The sequence below is a fragment of the Spirosoma litoris genome, from assembly GCF_054776755.1.
Genome location: NZ_BAAHBI010000024.1, coordinates 22,457 through 39,878, shown reverse-complemented (window position 1 = coordinate 39,878; position 17,422 = coordinate 22,457). Strand labels below are relative to the sequence as shown.

Genomic DNA, 17,422 nt, shown 5'->3' with positions numbered 1-17,422 from the left:
TACCAAACTGTTTTATCAAACTCTCAAAAGTGAAGTGTCCGGCTAAATAGGACCACCCCACAAGTGGTACCAGGGCAGCTAGGATGCATAACAATACCCGCTGACTAAACTGAGCCGCTTATAAAAGTACCTGTCTGCGATGTAGAGGATGGTGGCAAGGCACCGTATTGGAAAAGTAAGTGGAGCGACTCGGCGTGGAAAGAAGGTTATTTTTCAATCTAGCCTAAATAATGAGTGACATCTTGACATCTATTGTTCAGTTGCTGCCGTATATAGCACAGTAGCGCGGCTCATTTATGAAAAAACCACTACTACCAGGTGCCTGGCCATTGGCTATTGCCATTGTGCTGGTCTTGCTGTACATAGCGGTGAGGTTGCTTTTTTAGGCAAACCGGTTTCTTATTGTTCATTTTTTGTGACTGCTTGAAATTGAGGCAAGTCAAAACAAAATGAAGCGAGCAAAATGGCCTGATCCCGGCCCGTGGACACTTTTATTAGCTATCCTGGCTGTTGGGCTATGGCTTCTGGGGCAATGGCTTTGGAAATACTGGTTTTAGTGAGTTTAACCTCTTGTTACTTCTAACCAATCCTGGCTGGTTTTCGCATTTGAAACCCCATTCTAATTACTACCGGTTAAGTAATTGATACTGGAAGTTCCTATCGTTTTTGATATTTTCTTTACCAATTCAGTTAAGGAAACAAAACCGCTCTTTTCGACCCCACTCCCTGACCCTCTATAGACTAGGGGCACGTTGGTATACTTATAGCCTAGAACTTCAGCATCTCCCTGGCCCCTAAAAACAGCCTTATTACCGCTGATACCAACAATAACTTTTATAGAGATAGGGTCCGTATCTGGCTTACTTACGTTTTTATATTCTGTTATGATATAGCCCTTTTCCAGATTTGACTGTTCAATAAAAAAGCCCACCGATTCGAGTCTAAAGGAAATCATATCGAATAAGGCAGAATCGGACAGTGTAGTAGAGACTTCAATTCGATTTGCCCCTTTAGGGATTTTGTCACTTTGCGAATAACCGGCAGTGGCCAACAATAACAATAGGAATAGGTAAAGACCGCTTTTCATGAAAGAGAAGGTTTCTCGCAAATATACTATATAGGCTAATTGGTGCAATCTGACGGCTTAACATAACTGCCTGACGACTTAGTTAGAACGCCATTGACCAAAAAATCTTATGAGTGAACGTAACTTTCGAAAGAAGAAGCTATTCTGTTATATTTTTTTGTAGTTATATCTTACTATAATCTCTGATTATAAGGTTTTTATCATTAAAAAACTGTTAAAAATACTCAATCAAGAAACTAAGTATTTATACGGTATGTATGCCTACTATTATCGCCATAACCTCTACATTACATGAATCGCTCACGCATACTTTCAGTTGATCTGGTAAACATACTAACCTGGGGATCAATATTCATTATCTCGACCTGCCTGAGTGTTGCCCTATTCAGGCTGATAGTTTTATAATTAATAATTTGGTGTCCCTAAATCCCGGTTGGCAATTGCTGATCGGGATTTTTGTTTCGTAGGCTAAAAAGGATGGGGTGGTATCCAACAAGAGTCCCTATCAGATCGATGCGGTCCCGCTTTTCTGCTAAATATCGACTCAAATTGAAATTGTTGAGTTTGCCTATGCCTTAAATCTGCTAAATAAGCTTACTTTTGCGCAATGGCTTTATGGTGTAATGGATAGCATCACAGTCTTCGGAACTGTTGGTTGGGGTTCGAGTCCCTATAAAGCCACGAACTTTAATCAAAAACCGCGTTTACAGCCTGTAAACGCGGTTTTTGATTTCTAACAGTATGTTAACAATGCCCACAGGCACTTTCTAGGGGCATTTTTTTATTCATTTCAACACTACGTCAACAGGGAATTTTCCGGCGAAATAGAATTAGGCCTTTCGCTTAACGTGGTGCTACGATTCTATTGAAAAACCGTGGCACCACGTTAAGCAAAAGGCCAAGTATAAGATAACGACTTTGATAGCTGTCATGCTATATCAAATCCACTGCATGGCTAATCTTTTCCTGGAGAGAAATAAAAATCCTTTTTCTGGAGATTACCCCGGTGCTGTCAGCAGTAAGTTGCTTTAAATTAGGTCTGGCCTGTTGATCCAAAATCACCCACGCCTGCAATAAACGAGCATTGCCAGGGTTGATGAATAACACCTGCTGAAATAATCCTTCCAGTCGGGCAAATGCATAATCAATATCCGAGACATCATCACAAAAGGTAAGTGATTGGATGTGCGTATTCTGAGCTGTAACCTGAGTCATCAACGTAAACATGCTATTACTGATTTAAGCTAGAGTTTAGAGGAAAAGAGGGTTTTAAGAGTTAGGTATAAACCTTGTCTGCAGTTAGTTTAAAGTCGATACTAGTGCTTTGGCAAACTAGATTCCAGGGGATTCTATAGATTCTCGGGGCCGCCCGCGCGGTTGATCCTATTGTACTGATAATCAAAGACGATAGAATCCAAGGAATCTATAGAAACTAAATTGGACGAGTACTAGTCTTCTGTACTGATTTTTGTCAATTAATTGATCCTTCTCAGACGCATCTGCTGTAGTAAGTAAACAATGTAACCTAGTGGAGCAATGACCTGTGTTGCTGGATAGAGCATAGAGAAAACAGTTTCATGGATTGACTACTATACGTAAATCAACGTGTTTTCGATTCCTTAGAATTCATATATATGCTTAACTCTCTAAAAAATGATGTTTTCGTGCGTATTTGATAACTAAAAGCCTACCAAATCAAGATGCCATGAACTTCAGATTAGAATCAAAATTCCAATTCGGTTAAAATCAACATATATTAGTTAGTTGAACTGTTTAATCGATGTGTTACCAAATGTAGATATTTATTTCTTATTTTGTTTTGGTAATTATTAAATGTAAACTTAATTATTCATTGGAAATAATCTGTAAACGATGGCTCGTTTGAGGTCAGCGTTTTTACAATGATCAGCGGGCCCATTTATACAGCTATAAGACTTAATAGAGGGGATGTAGATAGCGACCTGTGTGAAACGATAGATCCTGATAGCCTGTTCGTGTTCTTTGTACGTACTACTATTATTCCTCACTCATGTGTAGAATGGATTAGGTACAAAAAACGCCAGCCTTACTGAGGCTGGCGTTTTTAATTTTATATTAATGAACTTGACTTCAGTATGCCGTAAGTTGCATGAAGTTATTAGGTGCGCTTTGGCGCACGAATGGTGTGGATAGAATATAGATAACGCCAGTCTCATTGGGACTGGCGTTTTTTACGGCTATTGCCGAGGAGTCAAATCGTCACAAACCGCATTCAGATACTATCTCGCAACTTAACTAGGCATAGTAGGACTATAGCGTATTGTTATAAAAAGTATATGGCTTGCCAATAGCCCATTCGGGAAAGCTCTGGGTACTATTGTTGTCTCCTACTTAGGTAGGGATGGTGTGGATATTGCCCAAACGCCAGTTCTTGTAGGGCTGGCGTTTTTCATTCATGAAAGTATCGTATTGTTAATCAGAGTAATATGTGATTCTCTTACGCCTGTAGTTTGATATAGTAAATACATAAAAAACAGTCGTCACCAAAGCAGATGACGACTGTAGGACCTATTAAAGATTATCACTTAGTACCAATACTCCTTATTGGCATAGATCGTTGCTGCCAGCAGGTAAAAGCCTCAATTGATATTCATTATCAGGCATTAAGCTTCTTAACATTTTGGAAGCTAATGGCAATGGCTTCCAGCGGGGGAACTTTGCAGATGTCTTGCTCAACGTAATAGTGTTTAATACCCGCAATCTTGCGCGCATCCAGAATTCGCTGAAAATCAATGGAACCTGTACCTACTGGTGCGAAGGATCGTTCGGCTGTTTTTTCCATATCCTTCAAATGGACAATTGGGAAACGACCTGGGTTTTGCTTGAATAGCGCTACCGGATCTTGCCCTGCTTTTGTTGACCAGTATATATCTAGTTCCAGTTTAACCAATTTAGGGTCAGTTCCTTTTAGAAGTAGATCATAGGGGATCTGACCGTCTAGGGGTTGAAATTCAAAGTCGTGATTGTGGTAGATAAATTGAAGCCCGGCTTTCTGGCATACTTCTGCTGATCGGTTGAATAACTCGTTCAGCTTTTTATAGTCATCAATAGTTTTACGTTCATTGGGGGCTAAATAGGCGCATCCTATGAGCGATTGTCCAGCTTCAGCGGCCTGGTCGACGGTTTTCTGCCAGTCGGTTTTCATTGTGCTCGTCATGGTGAGGAGACTTGGCGCACTCAGCCCCATTCCACTCAGAAAGGCCTTGAATTCCTTGGGAGATTTACCGTAGTAGCCACCTATTTCTATTTCGGTATAGCCAATAGCCGCTACCTTTTTCAGCGTACCTTCTACGTCTTTCTCCATCTCATTTCGGACCGTATAGAGTTGTAGGCCAACGTTTTTTAGCGGAGCCGCCTTAGCATCCAGTTTACTCAGAATGGGCAGAGAAAGAGCAAGGGCGCTTGTTTTGAGGAACTCGCTTCGGGAAATCGTACGGAGAAAGGCCATAAAAGTAGAGTAGAATCAAGGTTTGTAAAAGTTGGTCAGCAAGATCGATTGTAGCATACAAAAAAAATAATGCAGAATTCTACTGGTTTAATCCAGTGAAAGCCTGCATTATTTTTAACTAGTGATTTAGCAAAGTAGATTCTAGAGATTCTTTTGATTCTACTTGATGGGTTAGATATTAATTATTAATAGAATCAAAAGAATCTCTAGAATCTAAATTGGAAGCGTATTAATGCTACGGTGTGAAAAGCGTTGGAGTAGGATTTATGCTGGTTTGATTATTATCTTTATTTGAATTTTTATTGATCTATTTGCTATATTGGTAACTTATTATTTACTTTAAATAAAAAAAACACCACATTAAATCTTCCTTATTACATCCATTTTAGTAGCTATCCTTAGTAATACAGCCCCTGCCAGTCAATGCTGGTGGGGGCTTATTTAGTAAAGGACTTCCAGAACTATGAACCTCTTTTATCGAACCTTGACTATTTTCTTTTTATTAATAGGCATCAGTTGTTTCGGCTACACAGTTGTTTCGCTGTATTTAAAGCAGGTTAGCTACCCAATAATAGGAGCTTTATTTCTGGCTTCTCTATGCACTACCGGAGCTGCCATTTTTATTTCTAACAGGAGCAGTAGAATATAAAGGTCTATTTTTATTACTATCGCCTAAACATTTATAATAATTTCATGTTTATTTGTTATCTCAACGTTAATAAACATGAACAGACAATCGATTTTGCCCGGCCCCTGGACGCTTATACTATCCGTTACAGCTTCGCTCTTTATCATCGTTGCCGAAACGCTACTAAAGTTAATTTTTTAACACAACCTTGTGGTTAAAGGCTATCCCTTCTTGAACTATCAGGAACGGAGACAATTTTGCCATTCGGCTCCCGCGTAACTCGTATGCCAACAGGCGGCTCTTTATACTCTTTTTTCTTCCCTGTGCAGGCTGTCAGGGCAAGAACGAGAAATAACAACGTTGTTTTCATAAGTCAAAGTTAAAGAAAACACATATCCTTTCGTGCAGTTTGGCAACTTTGACATCATTGCCTTTCCCCATTTTTAGTGAAAATTAATACAGGATAGTTACCTGATTAATTTATAAAACCACATTGTGTGCTAATCAGGCGGGTAGATATACACTAAACGTAGATCCCTGACCCGGTTGGCTGGTAGCCGTAATAGTTCCTCCGTGATTAGCCACTACCTTTTCGCAAATGGCTAAACCAATACCCGTTCCTGCAAAGACGCTTTGACTGTGCAGCCGCTGAAATATCTGGAAAATACGATCCAAATACTTTTCATCAAAACCAATACCATTGTCAGCAACATCGATCCGGTGGTAGGTTGTAGCTGCCCGAAAAGGTCTAACTTGGGTGGGGAGTTCGGTCGCATTGACCAGGTGAGCAGTTACCGAAACAACTGGCGCTATTGGGAGGCCAGATAAATCTTTCCGGTGAAATTTGAGCGCGTTCGACAACAGATTCTGTAGTAACTGGGTTAATTGGGAGCGATCGCCCAGCACAGTTGGCAATGGATTTACCTGTACGTGCGCACCTGACGCATTGATCATATCCTCCAGATCGGCCAGTACGGTATGAACAAGGTCTGTCAGTGGAATTTGAGAGGGTGCTTCCTGCCGAGTTGAAATTCTGGAAAAATTCAACAAATCCCGAATCAGGGTAGACATGCGGTTGGCTCCGACCTGCATGCGTTGTAAATAATCAATTCCATCCCCCAACTGTTCTGCATAGCGCTGTTGGAGTAAATCGCCGAATGACTGGATCTTTCGTAAAGGTTCCTGCAAATCATGGGATGCAATGTAAGCAAACGTTTGTAGGTTATCGTTTGAGCGCTGTAGGTCATGAACCGATGCCTGTAACTCCGCCGTTCGCTGCTGTACCTGCCTGTCCAACTCAGCTGAAAGCTGACGATAACTAGCTTCGCTTTGTGCTAAAGCCTGACTGGCTAACACCTGCTGGGTAACCTCCGTACATATTTCCAGAACCCCAGTTAGTTTCGTCCCTTCGTAATAAGGCGTTAACAGAATATTGAAGTAAGCTTCTTCCAGCTTGTTATTCCGCTGAACCAAAATTGGCACTGCCCAGCCCTGATCGGGTATACCCGTTTCATATACCTGTAAAAGCCGATCGACAAAGGGTTGGCCGCTCAGTTCGGGTAGGGCTGCCAGGAGGGGTTTACCCAAAACATCGCCTTCGCGATGAACAAGCTCGAGCATCGCCTGATTGATCAACTCGATAACCAGCTCGTTCCCTTTAACTAGAAGCATAGCCACCGGTGCTTGTTGAACCAGGTTTCGGAGCCGAGTTTCGGCCTGCCTGCGCGACTGTTCCAGGTTTATCTGGGCCCGCACTTTAGTCAGCAACTCCTGGGCTGAAAAAGGTTTGACCAGATAATCATCGGCTCCTGCCTGTAAACCCTCAATTCGGGCTTCCTGCCCGGCTCGTGCCGACAGAAAGATCAGTGGAATATGGGCCGTGGCTGGATTTTGTTTGAGGTGGTGGAGTAATTGGCTACCGTCCATCACCGGCATCATAATGTCGCTCAGAATAAGTTGCGGCTGTATACCAGCTACCTGCTGAAGTGCGTCGACCCCATTCAGAGCCGCGTACACCGTAAATGATGGTTCTAATAAACGAGTCAGATACGCCCGCATGTCGGCGTTATCATCCACAATCAGAATCTTGACGGCCTTATTCTCCGTAAACTCTTCGGAGAGAGCCTCTTCTGAAGCCGAAGGGCTTGGTTCGTCTAATATGGAATTAGCCTCCTGAATAAAGGATTCGGCTAAGCGGCTCATTGTATGGCTTGGCTTGTCTTCAACTACCTGGCCAGCGGGCAGATGAGATTTGCCTAACGGTATATTGACGATGAACGTGCTCCCTTTTCCTTCCTCACTGACCACCCGAATACTGCCTGCATGGAGTCGTACCAGTTCATGAACCAGCGAAAGCCCAATGCCACTACCCTCGTAGGTGCGACCACCGGCATTTTCTACGCGGTGGAATCGCTCGAACATATGCGGAATTTCCCGATCAGGAATGCCAACGCCAGTATCCGAAACCCGCAGAACGGCAGTATTCCCCTCAGCTGCAAGTTCGACTCGAATACTGCCTTGTAGGGTAAATTTGAAGGCATTGGATAGCAGATTGAGGACAATTTTCTCCCACATCTCTGTATCGGCATAGACAGCCGATGGCAATGGGTGGCAGTCAACAACAAATTGTAAACCTCCCCGTTCGATTAGCGAGCGAAAACTACTGGTCAAGTCCAGCGTGAGAGCGACCAGATCAACCGGACGAAAGCTGGCTTTCACACGGCTGGCTTCTATTCGACTGAAGTCGAGCAGGTTGTTGACCAACTTGAGCAAGCGAAGCGCGTTCCGATGGGTTGCTTCTATAGGCGCTTTGTAAGGCGATTCCAATACGGTTGTATCCTGAAGCAATTCTTCCAGCGGCCCCAGCATCAAGGTTAGTGGTGTACGGAACTCGTGACTGATGTTGCTAAAAAAGGCAGTTTTGGCCTGATCGATAGCAGCTAGTGCTTCGGCTCTTTTTTGCTCTTCCTGATAGGCATGTACGTTGGAGAAGGCCGTACTAATCGTGTTGGCCAGTAGAGCATAGAAGTTGAGATAATCGGCATCCAGCGCCCGGTGTGGACTAACTCCCGCCAGCAAAAAGCCAATCGGCTGTTCTTTGGTCGATAGCAGGATGGGTAAACGAACAACCGTGTGTGGAGACTCCTCGTAAGGACCGCCATGCAACGAGCCGATCCGTTCAGCAAGTTGCTCAATCACTAAGGGCTGATGTAAATCGGTTAGCCAGTCTGTCTGGGCCACATCCAACTCAGTCAATCCTACTGGGAAAGGGTGCTCTGCCGATAATCCAGTTGTGCTTTTCAGATAAGCCTGGCTTTGTTCTTCCTGAATTTGATAAATCAACAGAAAGGGTAAATCGAGCGCAAAATCTGCCGAGGCAGCCGTCAGGCTCGTATAAATATCCTGGTTAGTTTTGGCCTGACCCGTGCGGGCCGCCACATCGCGAAGCACCTGCGTTCGACGGGCGCTGAGCATCTTATCGGTTGTTTCGGTAATGGGGTGAAAAATGCCACCTACCTGACCACTTTCATCCCGGATAGGCGCAAAGGAAAACGTCATAAAAGCCTCTTCCAGATACCCATATCGATCCAGAAACATGCGCTGGTCTTTGATATAAGTTCCCTCGCCCTGTTGGCCACGCGTAAACGCATCGCCTACAACAGGGAGGGCTGTTTCCCAGCAAATCCGGAAATTCTGCCCCATCGATTCCGGATGTTTGGCGCCACAGATAGGTCGGTAGCTATCGTTATAAATCTGAATCGTTTCGGGACCCCAGGCAATCAGAATAGGGAATGTGGAGGAAAGGCACAAACTAACGGAGGTACGTAAACTTTGGGGCCAGGTAGCAACTGGGCCAAGCGGAGTGGTCGACCAATCCATCGAACGAATCAGCTCACCCATTTCGCCACCACCCGCTAAAAATTGTTCTGATTGGTCAAGTTCATTCATCGATAAAGAGAGAAACTGATTCGAGTTTTTGCAGAAAAGTTTGCTGTGAGCCGTGCCACGGTTAGTTGTGGCCTCTTATTAAACCGTGGCACGGCTCACAACGAAAGGCTTATTCTGATTAACTTCTGATTAGGCCACTGTGTTGGCTCCTGGATTCTATCGCCCAGGCAAAATAGATTGGTAGACCTAAAAGTCTACTCTAAATATACTCATCGTGTGAGTAGAGGGATTTATGACGTGAGATTATTTGGGTAAATACACGAAAAAAGTTGCGCCCTGCCCTGGTTGGCTAGTGGCTGTAATAGCTCCACCATGATTAAGGGCTACTTTCTGACAGATGGCCAGCCCGACGCCTGTTCCGGCAAATTCGTTTCGGCCGTGTAAGCGTTGAAACACCTGAAAAATGCGTTCGGTGTGCTTTTCTTCAAAACCAATTCCATTATCCGATATGCTGATGCAATGGTAGGTTGAAGCAGATCGAATGTGACTAATGGAGGTTGGCAATTGGCTGGCGCCGATTTGACAGGCATTGATCCGAACTAATGGGCTTTGGCCTACCCGGTGAAATTTGATGGCGTTACTAATCAAGTTCAAAAACAGTTGACCTAATTGAACAGAATCGCCCGACAGTGTGGGTAACGGCTCTTTAATCTCGATTATCGCTCCTGTTTCCTGAACACGAATCTCTAAGTCAGCCAGGACCGAGTCAATAACGTTTTTCAGCTCTACTGGCTCTGTGGTTTCCTGATAGGTGGAAATGCGGGCTAAGGCTAACAGATCGCGAATAAGGACAGACATCCGCCCCGCCGATGCCTGTATTCGGTCCAGAAAACTGGCACCGTCTTCTAACTGATTGCTATACTGATTCTTGAGTAAATCGGCAAAGGACTGAATCTTTCGCAACGGTTCCTGCAAATCATGGCTAGCCACGTAAGCGAACTGCTGTAGATTTTCATTGGAGCGTTTCAACTCGTCGATCTTGCTTTCAAGCTGCAATTGCAATTGCCTCAGACGGGTAAAATCAGTAAAGTAGATGACCACTTCATCATCCACTTTAAACGTACTCATTAGATTATAAAGGTCCAGGCCATCTTTATCGTAGTGGATTTCGAACGTAAGTGACTGACCCGTTTTGTAGGTTTCTACGGGCTTCGTAAAACTCACTGTTTCGAAGTAGCCGGGAAAAACGTCGCCTACTTTTTTACCCTGCAATTGTTCAGGAGTTGTATTGGCATACGACGCATAGGCCTGATTGGTGAGTTTAAACCGGAAGTCGATGATTTCCCCATTTTCGAAAATGGGCTGAAGAACCTGCAGCGGTTCTTTCATTAAATTAAGCAGGGTTTGTTGATACTGGTTGGCTTTGGCCACTTTTAGTAGCTCCTCGGCACTGGCACTATCCTCAATCGTATGAATGATATAGATAACCTCTCCACAGCTATCCAGAACCGGCTTGCTGGCCGGACGCCAGGTTCGCCACGTAAGTTTGCCCGTTTGTTGATCGGTCCACTGATGACGCTGGTTGGCCATGACATGAGGCCGTTTGGTTTGTACTACCTGAGTTAGTGACTGGCTGATTTGACGGGCCAATTCATCATCACGTTGGTCACCCAAAAATGCCTCAAATAAGTTGGCTCCTATCAGCGATTCGCGCTGGATACCAAAAGCGTCGAGATACGCATCGGTTACGGCCGCAATCGTAAAGTTTGGCGCATCGGGCAGTAGCACCAGGTGCTTGCCGGGCATGGCATTCATAAGTGAATCACCAAAGAGAAAGCCGTCACTTTCTGGTATAGACATTATCAAATCCCTTCCTGTTTGTGAATTTCCCTGGTCAGTATTTGTCGCCTTACCCGATCGTATGCTGAGCAGTATCCACCATTCGGTTTAAATTGTACGCAAGATACTTATTTACTGAATGCTACTGAGGAGCCTCCAAAACCAAACTGGCAACTGGCTTGAAGTTACTCATGAGCGGAAGACTCGGTATTCTTTAGAAGCTGTTTTATACATTTGGTGCTCACAATTAGATTTTGCTTAGTACGTAATGGATAGCGCTATACCATCAGGACACGTATTGTTAAAGGCCCGAAGAGCCACCCAGTTAATTTTTCTGGTTTGCGGTTTGGGCATGTCTAGCTGGGCTCCGATGGTTCCTCTGGCCAAAGATCGTTTAGCTTTGAACGACGCCAGTCTGGGCTTATTATTATTGTTATTAGGTGGAGGTGCCATGCTGATGATGCCTATTTCGGGTTGGCTGGTTGGTCGCTTTGGGAGTCGTATCGTTATGGCCTGTGCCGCACTACTCATGGCGCTCGTCCTGCCGTTGTTGCTCCTGTTACCCTCTGTCGTTCCTGTGGCGATAGCGTTGTTTGTCTTTGGTTCTAGCATTGGCGCTGTTGACGTAGCAATGAATGCGCATGGTGTACAAGTACAGAATTTGTACGGAAAACCGATTATGTCGTCTCTACATGGCCTTTTTAGTGTTGGAGGATTGTTCGGTTCCCTCGGACTGGGGTTTCTGATTAAGTTGGGACTTAATCCAGCTTATGCTATTGGTAGTATAGCTGCGTTAATGATCATTATTACCCTTACCCAATACAAAGACTTGTTTCCGTTGTCTATTGAACGACAAGCGATTGCTCGTTTTTCTGGCGACGAGAAACCGGCGGAAAGCAATCGACAGTTTAGTTGGTTGAACAGTAGTGTAGTGTTCTTAGGCATGATGTGTTTTGCCATTTTCCTGGCTGAAGGGGCTATTCTCGACTGGAGTGCCGTCTTTCTTAGGGATGTCAAACAAATTGAACCAGCATTTGCGGGAGCAGGCTATGCCGCCTTTTCTGTTGCTATGGCCATAATGCGATTAGTAGGGGATAAACTGGTAGCACGCTTAAACAGTAAAACGGTGGTGGTAGGAGGTAGTTTGATTGGGGCCGCCGGATTGGGCCTTGCTGTTTTAAGTCCTTGGGTAATGGGAGCTCTATTTGGCTTTACATTAATGGGCCTGGGAGTGGCTAATGTTGTTCCGGTATTTTTCAGTGCGGCTGGCCGATTGTCTGGTATCGCTCCAACAGTCAGCATATCTGCCATTACGACTATGGGTTACACTGGATTATTGGCTGGTCCGGCTTTACTAGGGTTTATTGCCCATCATTTTTCCCTGGCCATCGCTTTTGGATTCATAATCCTGTTATTGTTGCTCGTTTCACTAAGCTATGGAGCAAAAGGGCGCGCTGATTGAGGATTGTAAGTTTTCCATTCTCACCGGGTTAAAAACCCGGTGCAGTTCATGAATTCTTTGTTTTTGCGCTGGGTCTTAACCCGGCGAGATCGATTTCGTAAATCAGTTATACTGACCCACTAACGTTACAACTGACTTGGGCTCGAGCTGGATCTGGTTAGAAGGAACAATAGACTTGGCAAGCGTTTGGGTTTCAGTTGTTTTATAACAGTCAAATCGTCCATGACGAATCGTCAAGCCACGAAGCGGCAGGGTTAGTGGATCAGCGGTCATGTTGATGCAAACCAGCACGATCTTCTTAGTACGACTATCTTTATAGGCCGATATCATACACTGACTAGCCTCTTGTTTGGGGTCGCTATTGGCCAGATGGACGGCTACACGCTTCATGCCGGGGCGCACAAATCGGGCATAGTTACCGAAAGCCCACAGTTGCCTGGAGTCCAGCACCTGGCCATCTTGTCGAGCGTTGTCATGCTTTTTGTAGTTACCATCCGGCCCATTGATATATACCAGTCCATCACTATAATCATATGGATTGATCGCCAGCCACCATTGCCATGAGGTTACATTGGCCACAGTTAGGTCGTTATGAATGACCTTGGCAACATAGAGGCCATAGTCCATGTCTGTATGGCGAGGGCTACCGTTGTAACGGCCACAGATGTCGCCCAGAACGCCAAACTCACTTTGCCAGAGCATCGGATTGCCAACTGCTTTAACGCGTTGGGCCACTTTCTGTCGCATAGCTACTAATACTGAATCTGAACAGGTGGTGAAGTAGCTGTGATACGTCCAAATCGGTTCAACGTTGGGGAGTTTGGTAATGGAAGCTTCTTGTTTTGAGGCAAAAAAGTAATCTAATTGATTCCCACGACCACTTTCTGCTTTCTCGTAGAGGAAATTGAGCTGCCCTGCTTCACCGGTTACTACGGTCGTTTGGGCTTTTTGGGCTGCCAATTTTGCCGATAACGCTTTCGTGACGGCTGCAATATCGGCATTTTCGGCGGGGGAGCCTTCCTGCCCGGCTCGGCCATTTTTCCCGGCTGTCCAGTCCCACTGCGGTTCGTTGATAGGACTCAGGTAATCGAATTTAAAATGCTCGGCCACTTTCACTAAAAAATCTGCGAAAGCATTCGTCGCACCCGGTTTAAGGTTAATGGATTTGCCTCCCGCCGAAAACGCTTTGCCGTTTTTCGTCATTTGTACGGGAGGTGAGTTGGTAAAGCCCAGCGTATAGCGTACTCCCCGTTGCCGAGCGGCCTGCAAAAACCACTGACTGCCGCTTTGTTTAGTCCAGTTGAAATGGCCCAGGCTATCCATAAAACATTCTTCCCGGCGCCAAATGTCGCTAATACGGCTGCTGTCGCCTTGTTCATAGCTCCCCGCCCCAATATTCATCCGCCATAAGGACAAACCAATTCCCTTAGGCTGACCGCTAGGCAACGTATCCAGGCTAAAGAGCAGATCGGCAATTTGGTTCTTCTTGCTTTCATCCTGCCATTTGCCAATAAACTTAGCCGACCAGCAGTCTGATGCACCAAAACTGTGGATGGTCTGAAATTCTTCCCGCAAGTTAATGGTAACTGACTTTTCAGCTCGTAGATGCCGTGTAGTTGTTTGTCCCGGCGGATCAATGATCCGGGTAGTGCTGCTTAGGCAAGTAAAGGCAATCAATGTGAGTAGACTATTTTTAACCATAATTTCATGACCAATAGAGGCTCGGAGGTAGTCAATACATAGGAGTAGAAACGGCTGATACTCTACTAATGGTATCTTACAAATACGTTTTAGTTGATCGTGCTTTTTGTCATTCTGCGAAGAATCTTAACGCTTACTTACCTGAGAATAAAGATACATTAAGATTCTTCCTTCGTCAGAATGACAAAAACACCCTTTATCAGAATAACAATTACACCACTTCATGAGAGTCTTTAATGATATCCATAACGAATACGCTTTTCGCCTTTTGGATGCCTTTAACCTCACCCAAATAATTGATGAAAAAGTCATGATAACTTTCGATGCTCTCGGCTAAAATTTTGAGCATAAAGTCATAGTCTCCTGATACGTTGTAGCATTCGACCACTTCTTTAAACCCAATAATGCCATTCACAAAAGCGTGGGCGGTTTGTTTATCGTGCTCTTTCAGGGCCACCTGACAAATCACCATGACTTTCCGGTTTACTTTTCGATTATCCACTAAGGCCACGTATTGCCGAATGACCTGCAATTGTTCGAGTCGTTTGATTCGCTCGTGGGTGGGCGTAGGGCTCAGGTGAATGCGCGAAGCGATCTCCCGCACGGTAAGCTTGGCATTGTCCTGTATCAGTCGCAAAATAGCGTAATCCTTTTCGTCTAACTCGATAACGGCTCGATTGGGCTGTTCTGTTTGGCTCATAAAAGAAAAGTGGAATCAATCAGATGTTCTGTATAATGGGTAAAAAAGAAGTATTTGTCCTAAATATCATACAGTTTTTTTATCTCTATGCTACTATTCCTTCTTTTGTGAAAACAATTGGTCATTATGACACTTATACTCCGACCCAAATTAGCCCTGCTTATCGCATCGGTCAGTGTCTTTTTTGAAGCGTTAGATATTGCGATTGTCAACTTAACCATGCCGCTGATTCAAACCTGGTTTAAGCTGTCTTTTAATCAGGTACAATGGCTACAGACGCTCTATGTGCTGCTGTATGGTGGGCTACTCATTCTGGGAGGACGTCTTACGGATACCATAGGCCGGCGAAAAATCTTTCTTGTGGCCTCTACATTATTTCTGCTCACTTCACTTGGGGCAGGGTTGGCCGGATCGTTTGTTTGGCTGCTCATTTTCCGGACTATCCAGGGTGTTGCCGCTGCCTTATTAATGCCTTCTGCGCTTTCGATTGTTACACACGCGTTTACAGAACCCCATGCTCGCAGTAAGGCAATTGGTATTTTCAGTTCATTTGCCGCGCTTGGATCGGGTAGTGGTTTATCGGTTGGCGGCTTAATTGCGGCCTGGTTTGGCTGGCAGTGGGTATTTTTTATTAATGTTCCGGTTATTTTGCTCACCTTATTGCTGGCTTTCCGGTATCTTCCCAAAGACGCGGCTCGCACGGAACCCTTGCCCGATATCCCATCCGGGTTATTGCTGACGTTGGTTATCACGGCCTTGTCGTATGTGGTCCATGAACTAGGCGACTGGGCGAATCAAGGTTATTTACTACTCCTGTTAAGCCTAGTGGTGGCCGGTGGTGCAATGCTGTTTATTAAGCGAAACAGCGTTCAGGCTTTTCCGTTGATTTCGTTTCCAGTCCTTAACCGCTCCCTAACCCCAATCACGGTTATGGCCATGCTTGGCGCTACCTTTACGGGCTACCTGTTCCTGATTTCGCTGATTTTGCAACAGGATCGACAACTGAGCGCAGCGTATGCGGGCTTACTGCTTTTTCCCTTCAGCCTTCTCTCGGCCTTAGCCGGAAAATATTTACTGCCCGTATTGCTGAAACGATTCTCTATAAAGCAGGTGGCTATTTTGGGAATGGCCTCGCTGGTAGTTGGTACTTTATGCTTAACCTATTATATCCAATCGACCGACCATCCACTTGTTGTATTGCTGATATCTCTTTTGGGAGTCAATAGTATAGGTATTGCGTTGAGCTTTTCTGGTTTAACGGTACTTTCCCTGCAACCCATCCCGGAAGTTCATCACGGGTTGGTATCGGGGGTTAATACTACTGCCTATTTCATTGGAGGTGGTTTTGGCTTATCAATTGTATCCCTATTTCTGGATGGGTCGGGGCAGACAGATCATGGAATAGGTATTCTTCCTGCCGTTATACTCAGTGTATATGCTTTACTCGGCCTTGGCGGGCTTCTTCTAAATGGCCGCCGTGAGCCGGGCGAGGTCTCCAGCTCGTCCAATAATACGACGACTAAAATTAGTCCTGAGCCTGCTTCGTCGCTGTGAATCACGCAGCTTTATCGTCAATTGGATATATTGCAACGGTGACACTGAGTTAGTTAGTCAGATAGAAGTTCCAAAGCCCGGTACATACTTCCACCCCTGTATTGTACAAACCACAGTTATGAATACGCAACCTGTCAGACAAAATTCGATAACGCTTATGCCGCCAATCGAATGTTCAACCGCATCGGCGACCCAGATAAATCCGCTCGGACGACTTTTGTTTATTTTTAGCTTTGTCTTCATCAGTTAAGTTCTGCTGGCGAGGCTTCTTTTTAAGTATGATAACCTATTGACAGTCATAGGCTTTATCGAATCCCTGATAGCCCAAATCCAAGCGAATCCGGTGGTGTGTAAACCAATCCTGCTCGGGTGGATCATAGGTAAGGCCTGATTTTAACTGGGGCGCCGGAGCGCGAAAGTAGCGTAAAAAACAGTAAGTCGGTATAGGTATTTAAACGAGGTTGGTCTAGGCAATCGTCCTGTCGTTGCTCAATGGATTGGCCAAATAAATCCAGTAGGCTTTTTCGAATAGCCATAAGAGTTTATCAAATCGTTTTTGCTCTAAACCAGTTGCTGAACGCCACTGTCGTTCTGTCTTTAAATCGCTAATTAAAAGTTGCATATACCAAAGTTAACCCACTGCAACAAGTCTATTTTCTCATGATAGTAATGAGCGATATAGTCACTTGCGCTTCCAGACCAGAATCGCTTTGTTTCTTTGTCTGTACTCGCAAATAATCACAGGCTAGTGTTAAGCTAACAGCCCCACTGAGCTCAATGCTAGCTTTTTCCACATTCAGACCACATAAACCCACAAAGTGTTACTAGAATATTGCTTGTAGGTAGGCCTCGTCAGTGCTGTACCAAGATGCAGGTGAGTTGAAAAAATAGGATTACAGTAAGCCCACATTGAAGTACCGCAAATCCCAAAAGTAGCTTGCAGTCAGGATTGCATTACAAATAAATGGGGATATTGCTCCTACCCAAAATTTACTAAAAAATGGCTCGAAAATTTCGCAGAATGCACCCATTTTTTGGCAGTCATACGAAGTGGCGAGCAATCAGAGGACATATCC

Annotated in this window: 11 protein-coding genes and 1 tRNA gene; 3 read left to right on the top strand and 9 right to left on the bottom strand. The window is 44.7% G+C overall.

Translation table 11 applies throughout. The annotated features are described in order from the left end of the window. Positions 1 to 619 precede the first annotated feature (619 nt). A complete protein-coding gene (locus ACYVGR_RS16250; protein WP_460958485.1) occupies positions 620 to 1,087 on the bottom strand; it encodes a hypothetical protein in 468 nt (155 codons plus the stop codon). A gap of 609 nt (positions 1,088 to 1,696) precedes the next feature. On the opposite strand from ACYVGR_RS16250, the gene ACYVGR_RS16245 reads away from it, so the two are divergent. Next, positions 1,697 to 1,768, top strand: a tRNA-Arg gene (locus ACYVGR_RS16245). A gap of 252 nt (positions 1,769 to 2,020) precedes the next feature. On the opposite strand, the gene ACYVGR_RS16240 is transcribed toward ACYVGR_RS16245, so the two are convergent. The 5 genes from ACYVGR_RS16240 to ACYVGR_RS16220 all read right to left on the bottom strand — a co-directional run bounded on the left by ACYVGR_RS16240 (position 2,021) and on the right by ACYVGR_RS16220 (position 10,950). After that, a complete protein-coding gene (locus ACYVGR_RS16240) occupies positions 2,021 to 2,314 on the bottom strand; it encodes a hypothetical protein (protein WP_460958483.1) in 294 nt (97 codons plus the stop codon). A gap of 1,408 nt (positions 2,315 to 3,722) precedes the next feature. Next, a complete protein-coding gene (locus tag ACYVGR_RS16235; RefSeq protein WP_460958481.1) occupies positions 3,723 to 4,574 on the bottom strand; it encodes a sugar phosphate isomerase/epimerase family protein in 852 nt (283 codons plus the stop codon). An 842-nt stretch (positions 4,575 to 5,416) separates the two neighbouring features. Next, positions 5,417 to 5,572 (bottom strand): hypothetical protein, encoded by a 156-nt coding sequence (locus ACYVGR_RS16230; protein WP_460958479.1) that lies wholly within the window; start codon positions 5,570 to 5,572, stop codon positions 5,417 to 5,419. 134 nt (positions 5,573 to 5,706) lie between these two features. Then, positions 5,707 to 9,150 carry an ATP-binding response regulator gene (locus ACYVGR_RS16225; protein ID WP_460958477.1) on the bottom strand — a complete coding sequence of 1,148 codons (3,444 nt, stop codon included), beginning with the start codon at positions 9,148 to 9,150 and terminating at the stop codon, positions 5,707 to 5,709. Between the two features lie 243 nt (positions 9,151 to 9,393). Beyond that, positions 9,394 to 10,950, bottom strand: a complete 1,557-nt coding sequence (locus ACYVGR_RS16220) for a sensor histidine kinase (protein WP_460958475.1) — start codon at positions 10,948 to 10,950, stop codon at positions 9,394 to 9,396. Positions 10,951 to 11,197: 247 nt separating this feature from the next. On the opposite strand from ACYVGR_RS16220, the gene ACYVGR_RS16215 reads away from it, so the two are divergent. Further along, complete coding sequence (locus tag ACYVGR_RS16215; RefSeq protein ID WP_460958473.1) at positions 11,198 to 12,391, top strand: MFS transporter; 1,194 nt, start codon at positions 11,198 to 11,200, stop codon at positions 12,389 to 12,391. Positions 12,392 to 12,493: 102 nt separating this feature from the next. Here ACYVGR_RS16215 and ACYVGR_RS16210 read toward each other — a convergent pair whose 3' ends face one another. Both ACYVGR_RS16210 and ACYVGR_RS16205 read right to left on the bottom strand, forming a co-directional pair. Further along, complete coding sequence (locus ACYVGR_RS16210) at positions 12,494 to 14,092, bottom strand: glycoside hydrolase (protein WP_460958471.1); 1,599 nt, start codon at positions 14,090 to 14,092, stop codon at positions 12,494 to 12,496. A gap of 211 nt (positions 14,093 to 14,303) precedes the next feature. After that, entirely contained in the window at positions 14,304 to 14,792 is a 489-nt protein-coding gene (locus tag ACYVGR_RS16205; RefSeq protein WP_460958469.1) for an Lrp/AsnC family transcriptional regulator, read from the bottom strand. A 126-nt stretch (positions 14,793 to 14,918) separates the two neighbouring features. On the opposite strand from ACYVGR_RS16205, the gene ACYVGR_RS16200 reads away from it, so the two are divergent. Continuing rightward, positions 14,919 to 16,346, top strand: a complete 1,428-nt coding sequence (locus ACYVGR_RS16200) for an MFS transporter (RefSeq protein ID WP_460958467.1) — start codon at positions 14,919 to 14,921, stop codon at positions 16,344 to 16,346. Between the two features lie 466 nt (positions 16,347 to 16,812). On the opposite strand, the gene ACYVGR_RS16195 is transcribed toward ACYVGR_RS16200, so the two are convergent. Then, on the bottom strand, positions 16,813 to 16,968 hold the full coding sequence (locus ACYVGR_RS16195; protein WP_460958465.1) for a hypothetical protein: 156 nt from the start codon (positions 16,966 to 16,968) through the stop codon (positions 16,813 to 16,815). Positions 16,969 to 17,422: the final 454 nt, after the last annotated feature.